16 protein-coding genes are annotated in these 16,619 nt (G+C 44.9%); 11 read left to right on the top strand and 5 right to left on the bottom strand.

Annotated elements, in window-relative coordinates; translation table 11 throughout:
• The first annotated feature begins 81 nt into the window (after nucleotides 1–81).
• Both PLE7327_RS05780 and PLE7327_RS05775 read left to right on the top strand, forming a co-directional pair.
• Nucleotides 82–678, top strand: a complete 597-nt coding sequence (locus PLE7327_RS05780; protein ID WP_015142923.1) for a TRAP transporter small permease subunit — start codon at nucleotides 82–84, stop codon at nucleotides 676–678.
• A 25-nt stretch (nucleotides 679–703) separates the two neighbouring features.
• Nucleotides 704–2,041: a TRAP transporter large permease subunit gene (locus PLE7327_RS05775; RefSeq protein ID WP_015142922.1), complete on the top strand. Its 1,338-nt coding sequence runs from the start codon at nucleotides 704–706 to the stop codon at nucleotides 2,039–2,041.
• A gap of 137 nt (nucleotides 2,042–2,178) precedes the next feature.
• On the opposite strand, the gene PLE7327_RS05770 is transcribed toward PLE7327_RS05775, so the two are convergent.
• Nucleotides 2,179–3,165, bottom strand: coding sequence for an LD-carboxypeptidase (locus tag PLE7327_RS05770; RefSeq protein ID WP_015142921.1), 987 nt, complete (start codon nucleotides 3,163–3,165; stop codon nucleotides 2,179–2,181).
• Between the two features lie 284 nt (nucleotides 3,166–3,449).
• Here PLE7327_RS05770 and PLE7327_RS05765 point away from each other — a divergent pair, with 284 nt between their 5' ends.
• From PLE7327_RS05765 to PLE7327_RS05750, 4 genes are all read left to right on the top strand, one after another.
• Nucleotides 3,450–4,052 carry a DUF4129 domain-containing protein gene (locus PLE7327_RS05765; protein WP_015142920.1) on the top strand — a complete coding sequence of 201 codons (603 nt, stop codon included), beginning with the start codon at nucleotides 3,450–3,452 and terminating at the stop codon, nucleotides 4,050–4,052.
• Nucleotides 4,053–4,066: 14 nt separating this feature from the next.
• On the top strand, nucleotides 4,067–5,176 hold the full coding sequence (locus tag PLE7327_RS05760; RefSeq protein ID WP_015142919.1) for a DUF4350 domain-containing protein: 1,110 nt from the start codon (nucleotides 4,067–4,069) through the stop codon (nucleotides 5,174–5,176).
• An 11-nt stretch (nucleotides 5,177–5,187) separates the two neighbouring features.
• Nucleotides 5,188–6,138: a MoxR family ATPase gene (locus PLE7327_RS05755; protein ID WP_015142918.1), complete on the top strand. Its 951-nt coding sequence runs from the start codon at nucleotides 5,188–5,190 to the stop codon at nucleotides 6,136–6,138.
• A gap of 145 nt (nucleotides 6,139–6,283) precedes the next feature.
• Complete coding sequence (locus PLE7327_RS05750) at nucleotides 6,284–7,591, top strand: DUF58 domain-containing protein (RefSeq protein ID WP_015142917.1); 1,308 nt, start codon at nucleotides 6,284–6,286, stop codon at nucleotides 7,589–7,591.
• A 98-nt stretch (nucleotides 7,592–7,689) separates the two neighbouring features.
• Here the strand turns inward: PLE7327_RS05750 and PLE7327_RS05745 are convergent, their stop codons facing one another.
• Entirely contained in the window at nucleotides 7,690–8,682 is a 993-nt protein-coding gene (locus tag PLE7327_RS05745) for a stage II sporulation protein M (protein ID WP_015142916.1), read from the bottom strand.
• Nucleotides 8,683–8,764: 82 nt separating this feature from the next.
• On the opposite strand from PLE7327_RS05745, the gene PLE7327_RS05740 reads away from it, so the two are divergent.
• From PLE7327_RS05740 to PLE7327_RS05720, 5 genes are all read left to right on the top strand, one after another.
• Nucleotides 8,765–9,598 carry a hypothetical protein gene (locus PLE7327_RS05740; protein ID WP_015142915.1) on the top strand — a complete coding sequence of 278 codons (834 nt, stop codon included), beginning with the start codon at nucleotides 8,765–8,767 and terminating at the stop codon, nucleotides 9,596–9,598.
• Between the two features lie 50 nt (nucleotides 9,599–9,648).
• The gene (locus PLE7327_RS05735; protein WP_015142914.1) at nucleotides 9,649–10,461 is read left to right on the top strand and encodes an RDD family protein; all 813 of its coding nucleotides are present in this window, start codon (nucleotides 9,649–9,651) and stop codon (nucleotides 10,459–10,461) included.
• A 294-nt stretch (nucleotides 10,462–10,755) separates the two neighbouring features.
• Complete coding sequence (locus PLE7327_RS05730; protein ID WP_015142913.1) at nucleotides 10,756–12,192, top strand: circularly permuted type 2 ATP-grasp protein; 1,437 nt, start codon at nucleotides 10,756–10,758, stop codon at nucleotides 12,190–12,192.
• A 204-nt stretch (nucleotides 12,193–12,396) separates the two neighbouring features.
• Nucleotides 12,397–13,392, top strand: a complete 996-nt coding sequence (locus PLE7327_RS05725; protein WP_015142912.1) for an alpha-E domain-containing protein — start codon at nucleotides 12,397–12,399, stop codon at nucleotides 13,390–13,392.
• 72 nt (nucleotides 13,393–13,464) lie between these two features.
• Nucleotides 13,465–14,340, top strand: a complete 876-nt coding sequence (locus tag PLE7327_RS05720) for a transglutaminase family protein (protein ID WP_015142911.1) — start codon at nucleotides 13,465–13,467, stop codon at nucleotides 14,338–14,340.
• Between the two features lie 28 nt (nucleotides 14,341–14,368).
• Here the strand turns inward: PLE7327_RS05720 and gmk are convergent, their stop codons facing one another.
• The 3 genes from gmk to PLE7327_RS05705 all read right to left on the bottom strand — a co-directional run bounded on the left by gmk (nucleotide 14,369) and on the right by PLE7327_RS05705 (nucleotide 16,565).
• Nucleotides 14,369–14,920, bottom strand: coding sequence for a guanylate kinase (gene gmk, locus PLE7327_RS05715; RefSeq protein WP_015142910.1), 552 nt, complete (start codon nucleotides 14,918–14,920; stop codon nucleotides 14,369–14,371).
• A gap of 20 nt (nucleotides 14,921–14,940) precedes the next feature.
• Nucleotides 14,941–15,207: an extracellular matrix/biofilm regulator RemA gene (remA, locus tag PLE7327_RS05710; RefSeq protein ID WP_015142909.1), complete on the bottom strand. Its 267-nt coding sequence runs from the start codon at nucleotides 15,205–15,207 to the stop codon at nucleotides 14,941–14,943.
• A gap of 194 nt (nucleotides 15,208–15,401) precedes the next feature.
• Entirely contained in the window at nucleotides 15,402–16,565 is a 1,164-nt protein-coding gene (locus PLE7327_RS05705) for a glycosyltransferase family 4 protein (protein WP_015142908.1), read from the bottom strand.
• Between the last annotated feature and the right edge of the window lie 54 nt (nucleotides 16,566–16,619).

The following is a 16,619-nucleotide window of genomic DNA, read 5'->3' as shown; positions in this document are numbered from 1 at the left end:
TGACAAGTGACAAAGGACAAAGGACTAATTGTTTGATACGATGATCCTCAAAGCTTGCCGATTCAAGGGAGGTATCAAGTTTTGCATGCCTTACTGAGACTTTCTAGCATTATAGATCGCGCGATCGAAAAAATTGGCGGGATTTTGAATTGGATCGTCATTCTCACCATTGCGGTTGGATTCTACAATGTGGTAGCCCGCTACGTCGGACGCTTTATTGGGTTAAAACTGTCATCCAACGCTTTGATCGAGCTGCAATGGTATTTATTTTCGATAATTTTTTGTCTGGGGTTTGCTTACATCCTCAAGCATGGAGCCAACGTTCGCGTTGATTTCCTTTATGCAAATTGGAGCGAAAAACAGCGATCGCTCGTCGATTTTATCGGTACGATTCTCTTTCTGATTCCCTTTTGCGCGATCGGAATTTGGGCGACATTCAACCCTATTTTATTATCGTGGGGGCTATTGCCCGACGGGACTTGGGGAACCTGGGAAGTATCTTCCGATGCCGATGGCTTGCCGCGAGCGCCCATTAAAACGATGATTCTGGTTGCTTTCCTATTGTTACTGCTACAAAGTATTTCCCAAGCGATCAAGTATTTTGCTATTTTGATGGGATACGCGCAGGTAGCTCAGGTAGTGGAAGCTGAGACTGAGAAAAACTTACCGATCGAGTAAATCACTTTTTTGGACGTAGATAATCATGGGCTTTGAATGGTTGGCGCTTGCCATGTTCGTCGGCTTCTTTTTGATGTTGATGAGCGGTTATCCAGTAGCCTTTTCGTTTGCCGGAACTGGCATTCTCTTCGGAGTAATTGGTTGGCTGGTTGGCGCTCCCGTCGATCCCAACCGACTTTTGCTATTGCCTAACGTCTGGTTTGGTACCATGTCCAACTTTACCCTGTTGGCGATCCCATTTTTCGTTTTTTTGGGCGCGGTATTAGAAAAGTCGGGGTTGGCTGAGGAGTTACTCGAAACCATCGGCATTCTACTCGGACCGCTGCGGGGTGGAGTGGCGCTGGCAGTAATCCTCGTCGGTACGGTGCTGGCGGCTACGACTGGCGTAGTGGCGGCCACGGTGATTGTCATGGGGATGATCTCGCTGCCTGTCATGCTCCGCTATGGCTATGATAAACAATTGGCGGCAGGCGCGATCGTTGCATCAGGAACGCTAGCACAATTGATCCCACCAAGTTTGGTGCTGGTGGTATTAAGCGATCAACTCGGAATCTCGGTCGGCGATTTATTTCTGGGAGCCTTGATTCCCGGACTGATGCTGTCTGGCTCCTATGCGCTGTACGTGCTAGTTTTAGCCTTTCTCAAGCCGAAGCTTGCCCCAGCCCTACCGCTCGAAACGCGCACTATTAGCGGTTCCGATCTGGTTCGGCGCACGATAAAAGCGGTTGTAACTCCTCTCGTGCTTATCTTAGCGGTGCTTGGTAGTATCTTTTTTGGCATCGCAACCCCCACCGAAGCTGGGGCGGTAGGCGCGGTAGGCGCTTGTATCTTAGCCTCTGCGAATCGGCGATTGAACTGGAATTTGATTCGAGATGCTGCCCACGCCACAGCCGTCATCACATCGTTGGTGATTATGATTCTGTTTGGCTCGTCATTGTTCAGTTTGGTTTTTGATAGCTTAGGCGGCAAAACCTTTATCACCGACCTGCTAGTCAACCTACCTGGCGGCTATATCGCTTTCATGATTGTCAGCAATCTTGTTATTTTCTTGCTGGGTGTTTTCTTGGAATTTATTGAAATTTGTTTTATAGCCATACCGCTACTCGTACCCGCTGCCCAGGCGTTGGGAATCGATTTAGTCTGGTTTGGCGTAGTGATAGCCATTAACTTACAGACAGCTTTTATCTCGCCGCCAGTTGGTTTCTCGTTGTTTTACTTGCAGAGCGTTGCTCCTAAGGAAGTCAGTACCCTTGAGATCCACAAAAGTGCGATTCCGTTTATGATTTTGCAGGTTATCGTGCTGATTGTTGTTATCGCCTTTCCACAAACGGTTCGCTGGTTGGTTGATGCGTCGCTACAGTAGTTATACTAATTCGCCGATGCTCCTCCACTTCGTGGGAGTCCGCGTCGGTTCGCAATTATCAGTTCGCAATTAATCAGCAGCTCTGTGTGTCAGGCTTTTTCATTGAGCATCTGTAGCGTTCTTTTTTAGAAATGGTGTTATTGAGAGCTGTAGTTTTCCCCTTGAAACTCGTTGCTGTTGTCTAGAATATCTAAAGTTCCTTGCTCTGCATCAAGTCGTGCTATTCTTCCGACAGGTAAAGCGGCATTTACGCCATCGTGACCGAAGGGTAAATCGGAAACAATTGGAATCCCCAAATCTCCCAAGCGATCGCGCAATACTTCTTCTATACTCCAACTAGAACTCCCCATCGGCGGATCGCAGCGACTAAAACGCCCCAAAGCAATCCCTCTCACGCCTCTAAATGCGCCTGCCATGCGCCATTGCGTTAACATGCGATCGATGCGATAGGGCGCTTCTGTCACGTCTTCTAGGGCTAAGATCGCCCCCTCGAATGAAGGTTGAACGAATGTCCCTAATAGATGGGTGGCGACGGTCAAATTAGCAGGCAGTAATATCCCCGTGATTTTACCTTCTCCCCAACCTTTACCGATTAAAGGAGGAAGGGGACGCCCTTCTAAACAGTCGAATAATCGTTGAATCGACCAATTGGGTTCGGAGGCAAGCGTCGTCAAAACGGAACCGTGAACGCCGCAAATCCCAATTGCGGCAAGACTCCAAAGTAAACCTGTCACGTCGGAAAAACCAACGATCCATTTTAGATTTTGGATTGATTGTCTCCCCACTCCCCCTACACTCCCCACACTCTCCCCGTCTTCCCAACTCCAATTTTCTAGTAATCTAGCACTGCCATAACCGCCTCTGGCGCAGAGAATGGCTTTACATTCCGGATCTTCCCACGCTTCGGCTAGGGCATCTCTGCGTTGCGTATCCGTTCCCGCTAAGTAGCCGTAGCGGATGTTCCAGTTGCTACCTAATTCAACGCGATAGCCGCGCGATCGCCAAATTTCTACTCCTTTCTTAAAGGCTTCCAATTCCTTCAATGCGCCACTAGTGGAGACTACCCTGACTAAATCTCCTGGTTTGAGGAATGGAGGTAATTGACAGGCAGCAATATCAGTCATTTGTTCTTACATATAATGGTTTTTGAGTTACTAGCTCTTAGAGGAGATCCCAAAAGTGCTTTGTGTCAAGTCGCTTCGCTTTAATTCAAAATTATGAATTATGAATTATTCGATTACATTGAGATATTTTACTTCGCTCAACATGACGCTCGATCTTTTGGATACAACCACTTATAATTTTCGGATTTTTAGTATTTTTTGATAAGCTAAAAAAATTTTAAATTTTGCTTGTCAAATAAAAAGACAATATATGCGGTGAATTATTTATCGATAGATAACCAGCAATGTCAACAGAATCCTTTGAGAAAAATAATGTAGTTTGGCAAATCCAACAGCTACAACAACGAGTAGGGGAATGGTGGGAACTGCGAACGAGCCAATTTACTAATAATTTAAATCTCCCATCGGCTTCTTGGGATTGGATAAATTTTTCTCTTTTGTGGGAAACTACTAAGGTCATTTTAATAAGTCTGCTCGTTCTATTGATAATTGGAGCGGCTTGGCAAATTTGGCAACTATTATCCCCATTTCTCTATCATCTGGGAGAGCAGTCAAACGATCGCGATCGCAACAAACAAGAGAAAGAATTATCCATAACAGATTGGCTGCGACGATCTCAACAATACCAACAGCAAGGAGATTATTATAAAGCATTTCAATGTTTGTATCTGGCAGTGCTACAGCGATTGAACGATCGCGGGATTGCCCCCCATCAAGCAAGTCGTACCGATGGGGAATATCTACAAATTATCCAACAGCTACCCCATCCCCAAGCCTATCAATTTTTACTAATGACCCATCAACGGTTATGTTTTGGCAGCGGACAAGCTTCCCTATCTTTATTAGAAGAATGCCAGCAAGCTTATCGAGACCTTGAAGCCTCATAATTGGAAATGCTGCGATGATAAAACTTTCCCGACGCAGGTTAATTATATTAAGCGCGATCGCGCTTCTAGCAGTCATTGTTATTACTCTAGTCGCTGCCCCCAGTACCACGAAACTCAATAGCGGTTCTACCTACGGTCGCGCCCCAGATGGGTACGGTGCTTGGTATGCTTTTATGTCAGAGAGAGGAACGCCCGTCCAAAGATGGCAAAAATCCTTCGAGCAATTATTGACGGATAAAACTCAGCAAGATTCCTCCGGTACTTTTTTGCGGATTTACCCTCAATTAACCTCGGAAGGCTTTTTCTGGTTGGGAGAGCATGAGTGGGTGAAAAAAGGAAATACCCTAGTTATTTTAGGGATCTCTCAACCCGCGACAGAAGCTTCTTTCAGTACCGAACAAGACAGTTCGATGGGAAAGGTTAAAATTGACACGAGCCGACGTAACAAGAATCCCTCAGAAAAACTACTCGGCGATCGCTTTGGTGCCGTCGTTTGGGCGGAAAAAATCGGCAAAGGACGAGTTATTTATTGCGTTACGCCCCATTTAGCCGCCAATGCCTATCAAGATTTTCGCAGCAACTATGAATTTCTTGCCCGACTGGTGACTCAAGGTGGAAATTCCGTGTGGGTAGATGAGTATCTGCATGGTTATAAAGATAAAGAGGTAATCGCACGGGAAATCGGGGAAAATTTATTTAGCTACTTAGCTAAAACTCCGCTACTGCCACTGTTAATACAAGCTGCGATCGCCACAATTATCGCTATCTGGTCAGGAAATCGCCGCTTTGGGAAGCCGACTCAACTATCTACACCTACTACAGAAAACAGCAAAGCCTATATTGAAGCCTTAGCAGGTGTCCTGCAAAAAGCGAAAAGTAGCGAGTTTCTGGTATTGACAATTGCCAAAGAAGAACGGCGACAACTGCAAAAAGCACTGGGATTAGAAGACAAACCGCTAGAATCGCAAGTTATAGTGGATGCTTGGGTACAGCAAACGGGGCGATCGCCAGCGGATTTAGAATCTCTCCTGAACGCCTCATCTCGAAAAAGTGCCATGACTGAAGGAGATTTGCTTGCCTGGATGGAAAAATGGCAGAATATCCGCCAATCCTTTGACAAATAACTAAATAACCAATGACAGTCGATCGAGCTACCTTTCATAATCTCGCGCAGACCCTCAACACAATTATTGTGGGTCAATCTGCCCTAGTGCAACAGTTGCTCGTTGCGCTGCTGAGTGGGGGACACGTCATTATTGAGGGAGTGCCGGGAACCGGAAAAACCCTTCTGGTAAAAGTGCTAGCCAGGTTAATTCAGGCAGATTTCAGACGGGTTCAGCTTACGCCAGATATTTTGCCGTCAGATATTTTGGGGGTCAATGTTTTCGATCTCAATACTCACAGTTTTAGCCTCAAAAAGGGTCCCGTCTTCACCGAAATCTTACTAGCAGATGAAATCAACCGTACCCCGCCAAAAACCCAGTCAGCACTCCTAGAAGCGATGGAGGAACAACAGATCACCTTGGATGGCGAAACGTTGGCATTACCTCCTTTATTTTGGGCGATCGCGACGCAAAATCCCCTGGAGTTTGAGGGAACTTATCCCCTACCGGAAGCACAGTTAGACCGTTTTTTATTCAAATTAGTCGTAGATTATCCCGATGTAGCCTCAGAAAAGCAAATGCTTCTCAACGTTCAGCAGGGATTTCAACCCAAACGACCTTATTTAGAACGCCTTCAACCCGTCGCAACGGTAGAGCAAATTCTGAGTGCAAGAAAAGCCGTACAGGCGGTGATGGTTGACGAGAAAATCATCGATTATCTCCTTACCGTGGTGGAAAAAACCCGAAAACACCCCGATTTAATCTTAGGTGCCTCTCCGAGAGCGGCCGTTGCTTGGTTGCAAACAAGTAAAGCTATTGCTTGGCTATCCGAACGAGATTACGTTACCCCCGACGATCTCAAAGCCGTTGCGCTACCTTTATTACGCCATCGTCTCATCCTCAAACCAGAAGCACATTTAGATGGCGTACAGATGGATGCGGTAGTCGCCTCAATCCTGAAACAGGTAGCAGTACCGAGATGAAATCGGAAGTCTTTAAGAAGTCGGAAGTCGGAATTCGGAAGTTGGAGAGACTCAGAGACGGGGAGACAAAGGAGACAATTAACTACTAACTACTAACTAATCCCCAATGATCGATGACCAATGACAAAGGACTTTTGACAAACCAATGATTCCTGCACCGCGCTGCTATTTTCTGTTACTGCTAGGAGTTGCACTCGCACTTCTACTCGCTATCTTCATTAACCAACAAGTCGGCATTCTAGGAACGTTATTTTATGATGGGATCGTCCTGAGTTTGACGTTCGCAGACGCACAACGAGTAAAATCTCACCGCGTCGAAGTCTTTCGTCTTCCTTTAGAACGGCTGTCGATAGGACGGGATAATCCTGTCAGATTCTTTGTTAAAGCGGGAAATAAAAAAGCAAAAATTCGCATACGAGATTATTATCCGATCGCATTTAAAGTTTCTTCGCCTAGCTTACAAGCTACCTTGGCTCGCAATAGCACTGAGGAACTCACCTATCAAGTTTATCCCGATAGTCGGGGAGAGTTTGAGTGGGGGGACATTCAAGTCCGACAGTTAGGACAATGGGGATTGGCATGGCACGACTGGAAAATCCCCACCAGTCAGAAAGTATCGGTATATCCCGATTTAGCCGGACTGCGATCGCTCTCGATTCGCCTGACGCTACAAAGTACGGGAACGATGCGCCAACTGCGACGCTTGGGAATGGGGACAGAATTTGCTGAATTGCGAGAATACGGTCAAGGAGACGATCTTCGCGCGATCGATTGGAAAGCAACGGCACGTCACGGTCGTCCTTTGGTACGGGTATTAGAACCCGACAGAGAGCAGACTTTGATTATTCTATTAGATCGCGGACGGTTGATGACGGCACAGGTGCAGGGATTAAAGCGATTCGATTGGGGATTGAATGCTACACTTTCTCTGGCACTGGCAGGACTACATCGCGGCGATCGCGTGGGAGTAGGCGTTTTCGATCGCGCTACAACTACTTGGATTCCTCCAGAGAGGGGTCAACAGCAATTATTCCATCTCATCGAACGTCTTACGCCCATTCAACCCGTTTTGCTGGAACCCGACTACATGGGTGCCGTCACTAAAGTTGTCAACGAACAAACCCGTCGTGCTTTGGTAGTTTTAATTACGGATATCGTAGACGCGACGGCTTCTGCCGAGTTATTAGCTGCTATGAAACGGCTTACTCCTCGTTATTTGCCTTTCTGCGTCACTCTGCGAGATCCGCAAGTGGATGCGATCGCTCATACTCCTTCTGATAATATTAAAACCGCTTATGCTCGTGCAGTTGCGCTTGATTTATTAGAGCAATGTCAAGTGGCTTTTGCTCAATTAAAGCAAAAAGGAGTATTGGTTTTGGATGCCCCTGCGAATAAAATTAGCGAGCAATTAGTAGACCGATATTTGCAATTGAAAGCTCGGAATTTGCTTTAAAATCTTTCGCACAGACGCAAAGTAATTGTAGCTAAAAGCCAAAGTCCACTTAGGTAGACTTCAACTATTAGCCAAGAAATTAATTTCTTGGCTAATTTCTAAGCTAATTTTTTCTTGCGAGTACAATAGACAATTAACAGAGTAAATAGCATTATTCCAGTAAGATATTTAATCGGTTCTGGAATAAGAGGATTAGGAGAGAAAAAGCCCTCAATAATTCCAGCGATCGTTAACATCGGTACGATTCCAAATACCAATTGAGCCGCTTGAGAACCATAAAACTTGAGAGCATCAGCACGACGATAGTTGCCAGGAAAAAGTATTCCTCTAGCGAGTATTAAACCCGCACCACCTGCTAGAAAAATTGCAGGCAATTCTAACGAACCGTGAGGAAAAACAAATGCCCAGAAAGGATAAGCTAATTTATTTTGACTGACTAATGTAGAAACTGCACCGAGATGAATACCGTTATTTAATAGCAAATAAATAGTAAATAAACCTGGTGGAGCAATGAAATGTAACTCTTGCATATACATCGTAACCCCACCCATAATTGTATAAAAAGATACCGACAGATTGTTAACCATAATTCCGCTAGAAGCTAAAGGTTCGACTCCTATAATTTTTCCCATCCATAATTCGCGATCGTCTCTAACTTTAGAAATTAACTCTTCTGGAATAACTAGCGAAATAAACGCCGGATCTCGCCAAGCATACCACCAAGCAACTAATGTTCCAAACAGAAAAATTGCCGTAGCAATAGCCGTATAAATCCAAGTTTGCTGCACTATTACCGGAAATCCCCAGCGATAAAATTCTTTGACGGCACCCCATTCTTGAGGACGCGATCCTTGGTATATTTGACTGTAGCTGCGAGAAGTCAGTTTTTGTAAATTTTGGGTTAGAATTTGTCCAACCTGATTAGTTTTAGCACGGGCTAAGTCTGCTGAAACAGAGCGATATAAGCTTGCTAATTCTCTGATTTCTTCGGCATTTAAAGATTTTAGCCCTTGTTTTTCTACTTGCTGCAAAAGGACATCTAGTCTTTTCCAGTTAGCTTCCCTTCTGGCTATCCAACGTTGAATATTCATAAAATTTTCTCAATATTCTTTCTAAGCTAGCTTAAGATAGCGATACCGTCCTCGTTCTTAGATATTTTCCTTCAGTGTAGCTATGTCTGAAAGTTTACAGCCTCGCCAACCTCTAGGTGCTTTGAGTGTCGGCAATGTCGTCAGTGCTGGATTGCGAATTTATCGCGATCGCTTCAAATCATACTATGTTCTTGCGTTGCAGGGTTCTCTGTGGTCGCTAATCCCCGTGTATGGATGGGCTAAAGGTGCTGCTATCTTTGCAATGATTTCCCGTCTGGCATACGGCGAAGTCATCGAACGACCGGAGTCAATTCCCGAAGCACGCCGTCAGGTCAATCCTCTGCTGTGGAATTTTTTGTTAGCAGGAATATTAGTAGGCTTAATTCTGATCGGCGTTTTATTTGGGTTTGGATTGGTTGCTGGTCTTGTTTTTGGAGTGCTAGGAACTCTTTTTCAGCAAAATTCTGTTGCGATCGCGCTTTTAATTCTCTTGGGATTAGTTGTTTTTCTGGCTTTTCTTGTTGGTTATACTTGGCTTTTTTCTCGCTTATCAATTGTTGAGTTACCTATCGCCATTGAATCTCAAAGAGATCCGGCAGCAGCAATTGGTCGAAGCTGGAATTTAACCAAAGGATATGTCTGGCAATTAATATTAATATTTTCTGTGGCTTTTTTAATTATTATTCCTATTTATTCTATTGCCATAGTATTGTCTTTAGCTGTTACCGTACTAACTAGATCTTTACTACAAAACTCTCCAGTTGCTGCCGAAATAGTGAATTATATTTTAAGCAATCTTGTTAGTATTCCCATCGGAGCAATTTTTATCCCATTTTGGCAATCAATCAAAGGAGTTATCTACTACGATTTGAGAGCGAGGAAAGAAGGGATCGATTTACAAATCCGAGATACTTAATAAAAATTAGAAATTATTTTTAGTTAAATACCTCACTCAAAAATAATAGTATGCGATTTTTTAATCGATTGACTTTACAAACTCCTGAAAGTGTCGAACTAGAATTCACTTTGGCTGGAATTGGAAATAGGGCTTATGCTCTTGTTGTTGATTATATAATTTGGGGTTTTATTTTAATTTTTTTGCTAGTTATTTGGGCGCTACTATCTGTTTTTATCTCTGAAAATCTTAGCAATATTTATGCCGAGCAATTAACCCTTTGGTTAACAGCTATTCAAGTTTTCATTATCTTTGCAGCTTACGTTGGTTATTTTGTCTTTTTTGAAACAATTTGGCAAGGACAAACGCCAGGTAAACGATTTGTCAAAATTCGCGTTATTTGCGATGATGGTAGACCAGTTCGACTGCAACAATCAACGCTTCGTGCCCTCCTACGACCGATTGACGATCTATTTTTTGTAGGCGCATTTTTAATTATGCTTAGCAAGCGAGAAAAACGCTTAGGAGATTGGGTAGGAGGAACGATGGTCATCCAAGAAGATCGACCTACAACTTCTACAAAGTTTTCCCTATCAAATGAGGCGCAAACTATAGCAAATAAACTGTTAGTAGAAGCCGATCTTTCTCACTTGTTACCAGAAGATTTTGCTGTTATTCGAGAGTATTTACAGCGAAGAGATGGTATGCTGCCTAAAGCAAGAATAGAATTATGTCGAAAACTTGCCGAACGGGTTAAAAATATTATTTCTTTAGAAGAAGTACCAGAGGGAATAACGGCTAATCTCTTTTTAGAAGCCGTTTATTTAGCTTATCAGAAGCGTTCGGTAAGTGGAGATTGGCGATCGGGGATTAATGACTGGTGAATAGGAAAATCTTTTAATCTTTATCCCATAAGCTATCAAGGTTTTATAAAGAAAATATTAAATATTTTAGAGATAGAATACAAAAAAGTTTATTAAACTTTTTTATAAATATAAAGTTGGCTCTTTTCCGATTTTCTGAACTTTGTGGAAATTGTAGGATTAGCTACAATTACGAGAGGAAATTCGTTCAATTCTGTAATTAGCCGATTGATTGGCTAAACCCCTGCGAATCAGCAGCAAGCGGCGATCGGTAATTAAAAACTATCTTACGAGAGCTTCTTAGGAGGGGTGGCTGTGCTATTAGATAACTACGATCCAGAAAGCTTTTATGATGAATTATTCCTAGACGATGGAAAACCGCGACCTCACGCTGCATCATTAATAAATTGGATGCAAAATTTGTCTGTCGCAGAATTGCAGCAACATCAGGAGACAGCGCAGATTTCCCTCTTCAATATGGGAGTTACCTTTAATGTCTATAGCGACGATCGCGGCGTAGAAAAAATATTTCCCTTCGACATTATCCCGCGAATTGTCTCTGCCCAAGACTGGGAATATCTAGAAAAAGGACTCAAGCAGCGGATTAGGGCGCTAAATCTCTTCCTGGGAGATATATACGATCGACAACTCATCGTCAAAGATGGCAAAATTCCAGCTGATATCATTTATTCTGCCAAAGGGTTTCTCAAACCTTGCGTGGGGATGAAACCGCCTGCGGGAGTTTGGTGTCACGTGACGGGAACGGATCTAGTGCGCGATCGCGACGGTCAATGGTACGTTCTTGAAGATAACCTGCGCGTCCCCTCCGGCATTTCCTACGTACTGGAAAATCGTCGGGTCATGAAAAGCACCTTTCCCGAAATTTTCCAGACGATGGCAATTCAACCCGTCGATGATTATCCCAGTCATTTACTGGAAACCTTACTCAATCTAGCACCGCCCCAACTGCCCGAACCCGCTGTCGTCGTTCTGACTCCCGGTATCTATAACTCAGCCTATTTTGAACACTCCTTTCTAGCGCAACAGATGGGCGTGGAATTGGTAGAAGGTCGCGACCTCGTTGTCGTCGATGGCTATTTGCAGATGAAAACTACTAAAGGGCTGCGTCGCGTCGATGTCGTCTATCGTCGAGTAGACGACGACTTCATCGATCCGCAAGTTTTTCGTCCCGAATCCCTGTTGGGCGTACCGGGATTGGTCGAAGTCTACCGTCAAGGTCGCGTTGCCCTAGCAAATGCCCCCGGAACGGGCGTAGCAGACGATAAGGTAATCTATGCCTACGTTCCCGACATGATTCGCTACTATTTAGGAGAGCAACCGATCCTCTCCAACGTTTCGACTTACCTGTGCTGGCAAGACAAAGACCGAGAATTCGTCTTGCAGAACTTAGATAAATTAGTCGTTAAAGCCGCCAACGAATCTGGCGGATACGGCATGTTAGTCGGGATCAAATCCACGCAAGCAGAACGGGAAGAGTTCGCCCAACGCATTAAAGACTCTCCCCGCAACTACATCGCCCAACCTACTCTCAGCCTCTCGCGCGTTCCTACCCTCATTGAAGACAAAATCGAGGGAAGACACGTAGACTTGCGCCCCTACATCCTCCATCGCGGCGAAGAAATTCACGTCCATCCCGGCGGATTAACCCGCGTAGCCCTCAGAAAAGGCTCCTTAGTCGTCAACTCTTCCCAAGGCGGCGGCAGTAAGGATACTTGGGTGCTGAGAAAGTGAATGGGATACTGGGGGACTTCTGAGACTGGGAGACTCGGAGACGGGGAGTGTGGGGGGATTCCGAAAAAGAGCAAGAAGACAAACTACTATCTACTAACTACTATCTACTAACCATCCCCAATCCTTTTATCGAATCATCGAATCACTGGTAACTGTCTCCTGCATAAAAGCCTTCTATGACCAATTATCAATTACCAATTACCTATGCTAAGTCGAGTTGCTGATTCTATTTACTGGCTAAATCGTTACATCGAACGGGCTGAAAATGTGGCTCGTTTTGTAGATGTCAATCTCAATTTAATGCTCGATGTCCCTTCGGGGATGATGACCCAGCAGTGGGAACCTCTGGTAATGACGACAGGAGATTTACCACTCTTCAAAGAGCGTTATGGGGAACCAACGGCAGAAAATGTCATTGAGTTCCTCACCTTTGATGCGGATTATCCCAACTCAATTTTGTCTTGTGTCTGTATGGCGCGGGAAAATGCCCGTTCCATTCGAGAAATTATCTCCTCTGAGATGTGGGAAGAGGTAAATTCTTTTTACTACATGGTCAGAGAAGCCGCTCAAAAACAGCCGCAGACGACTTTGCCGAGTTTTTTTACCCAGGTCAAACTGTCTAGCCATCGCTTTGCGGGCGTGATGGATGCTACGATGACTCATAATGAAGGCTGGCATTTCGGGCATATCGGCAGATTGCTAGAACGTGCCGATAAAACGGCAAGAATTCTGGACGTAAAATACTTTTATTTACTCCCTTCGGCACAGTGGGTAGGAACGCCGTTGGATCAAATTCAATGGATCGCCCTTTTAAAATCGGCAAGCGCCTATGAAATGTATCGCAAATGCGAACATCGGATTACGCCGAGTAACGTCGCTGAATTTTTGATTTTGAACCGTCAGTTTCCGCGAGCGATCGCGTTTTGTTTAGATCGAATGCAGCGATCGCTTCACGAAATTACAACTACCCCCAGGGGAACTTGGTGCAATGGAGCAGAACGTTCTTTAGGTCGATTGTGTTCTCAATTAGGTTATTTAACCATAGAGGATGTCATTGAGACCGGGTTACACGAATTTTTGGATCGCATGCAAATGGAAATCAATCGGATAGGAGACGAACTTGGCTCCAACTTTTTCGGTCTTGAATCCTGTGCGCCAAGTCTGGTTAATAGCCAATCTCAAACAGCAACAAGCTTTTAACAACGATCGAAGAATGTCATTAGTCAGTAGTCATCGGTACAAAAGACAAAGGACAAACAATAACTGATAAAAGTGCTTTACCATATTTTCCATAAAACAATCTATACCTATAATCAACCAGTCTTTTTAAAACCCCATCTCTTGCGACTGCGCCCTCGCTGCGATGGGTGGCAAAAGCTGCTCGATTTTTCTCTCGTCGTCGAACCCCAACCAAAGGGCATTTCTCAAACCATCGATTTGGATGGCAATAACACGATCCAACTTTGGTTTACTCAACCGACGGAGCAATTGACAATAGAAGTTAAATCTACAGTAGAAACCTACGTAGAAAATCCTTTTAGCTATTTGTTAGAATCTTGGGCAATGAAACTGCCAATTGACTATCCGAGTTCTTTATTGACGCAGCTTCAGCCCTACCTAAAACCCTACGGAATCGCCTTTAATCCGGCAGCAGTGCAGTTAGCCCTGGAAATTGCCGATGAGGTTAAAGGAAACACGTTGGCTTTTCTTTCTACTTTAAACGAACGGATTTATAAAGATTGCGAGTATATTATCCGAGAGACGGGCAAACCCTGGCAAGCTGAGCTGACCTGGAAGTCAAAACGGGGTTCTTGTCGCGATTTTTCTGTGTTATTCATGGAAGTTTGCCGCGCTATCGGTTTGGCAGCGCGGTTTGTCAGCGGCTATCAGGAAGGCGATCTCGAACAAGAAGAACGGGATTTACATGCTTGGGCAGAAGTTTATTTACCCGGTGCGGGATGGAGAGGCTACGATCCGACTCATGGACTCGCAATAAGCGATCGCCACATCGCATTAGTTGCTAGTGCCATACCCGCTTATGCCTCTCCCATTGTTGGGACTACTACTCCTGTCAAGTCAGTTATTGAGACTGACAAGCCGTCTGAGTCTGAATTGGAGGCTCATATCTCAATTAAACGGGAAGATTGAGCGAGAAGATTGGCAACTCAGCCAGCCATTAAGTAAAAATCGCTGCTTCAATTTCTGCTAGGGCTGTTTCGAGATCGTCGTTGACAATTTGATGGTCGAATTCATGACTGGCTGCCAGTTCTGCTTTTGCCTGTTCGAGACGACGGGCGATCGCGTCTTCCGAATCCTTACCTCTCCCTTTTAAGCGACGCTCTAATTCTGCCACCGATGGCGGAAGAATAAAGATGCGTAAGGCTTGAGGAAACGTTTCTTTGATTTTTCTTGCCCCGACGACTTCTATTTCCAATACGACCGAATGACCGCTTGCCAGTTGTTCTTCTACCTTTTGGCGAGGCGTTCCATAATAATTGCCCGCATATTCTGCCCATTCGAGCAATTTTTTCTCCCGAATCATTTGCTCGAACTGCTCTTTGCTGACGAAATAATAATCTTTTTCGTCAATTTCTCCCGGACGAGGACTTCGCGTTGTTGCCGAGACAGATAGATGGAGTTCGGGATGACGTGCTAACAGTAACCGTACTAAGGTGCCTTTGCCCACACCACTCGGTCCCGTTAGCACGATTAACTTCCCGGTTTGCATTCGCCCAAAAGTAACAGTCGTCAATTATTATTTGCTGGAACTTCTTTGCTGATTACAAAACGATGGGCGACAGTTTCTGGCTGAATTGCCGAGAGAACTACATGACTGGAGTCTGTTATGATAACGGCGCGAGTGCGACGACCATAGGTAGCATCGATGAGTTGTCCGCGATCGCGAGCATCGGTAATAATCCGTTTAATCGGAGCCGATTCGGGGCTGACAATCGCGATCACTCGGTTGGCTGAAACGATATTTCCGAAACCTATGTTTATAAGCTGTACGTCCATAGTTAAAAGCGGCTGAGCCGTGCGAGAAGCTATTGAAAATTTATAATTCCCATGTTATCGATAAAAATTCTGACTTACAATCAAAAACCTAACACAAGCATCTCCCTTTGACTTTTTTTTAGCTTTCTCTCATATTCTTCTCTAGTTCTCTTCGAGCAGACTCTATCCCAGGATAGATATTCTGGCAGGGATGGCTAGAAAATCCCAAATTCTGACAACAATGCTTGTAGTTGCTTCACTAATACTTCTCGACTAAACTTTACTAAGGTTTGCTCCCGCAGCCATTGACCCCGGCAACGGGGGTCGTTACCTTGTAAGATTTCTATACAAGCCGCCGCTACGGCATCGGGGTCGCGGTAAGGGACTCGCCAACCCAAACGTCCGTCCTGCAACGGATCTGCCGAACCATCTCCATCGCCGGAGAGGACGGGAACTCCACAAGCCATCGCTTCTAAATAGACAATGCCAAAGCCTTCCTGGGACGGCATGATATAAGCATCTGCCGCGCGATAATGCTCGACTAGCGCTTCTGTTGGCACGAACCCGGCAAAGACGACGCGATCGCCAACTCCCAGATCTTTTGCCAATTGTTCTAGACGGGGGCGATCGTCTCCGCGTCCGATGACTAGGTATTTGACCTCTGTAAACGCTGATACAATCTTGGGTAAGGCGCGAATGGTCACGTCAACGCCTTTATAGATATCTCCCGACCACAACCGCGCCACGGTCATCAGCACCTTACTATGGGCAAGTCCGTATTTTTCGATGAGTTCGAGGGGTTTTTCTGCGGGACTAAAGACATTTCCATCGACGACGCAGGGAAGAATCCGAACTTTTTTGGGTTCTATGCCGTTAGCTTGAGTCAGGCGATCGCGACTGTAACGACTAATCGTCCAAATAGAAGTGGCTTGGACAAGGGCTTGACGTTGCCAATCGGGTAGGCGTTCCCACACTTCTTTGCCATAAGTCAAAACCGTATAAGGAATTCCCAGAAATCGACACAAGAGGCTAACCAGAGGCGCTAATTTAATATGACCGCAAAAGACGTGCCGAGGACGGCGCAGCACCAAACAACTAAAGAGGGAAAAAGTTAGTTTTAAGCGTCCTCTCCAGGCAGGCAGCGTTTTGAGATAGTGAAATTTAATTAACCCCGTCTCGAAGGGATTGTCGCATCCCGGTACATCTCGCAATAAGAAAGCTTCAGCTTGTTCTGAATTGGGTTCGGTTTCGTATAGAGCGAGGTAAGCACGAAAAATATCCTTGACGTAAGACTGAATTCCCCCTTCTTGGGAAAAGATTTCTAAAAAGATGAAGACATGATTGAGGGAGGAATTATGAGACTGGGCAGACTGACTCACGCGATCGCACCGACGACAACCTCAGAATTATAAAAGAAAATTAAAAAGGAAAAA

Source organism: Pleurocapsa sp. PCC 7327 (assembly GCF_000317025.1).
Classification (GTDB): Bacteria; Cyanobacteriota; Cyanobacteriia; order Cyanobacteriales; family Microcystaceae; genus Hydrococcus.
The sequence above is the reverse complement of the archived record's forward strand: the minus strand, read 5'-3'. Positions and strand labels throughout refer to the sequence as shown.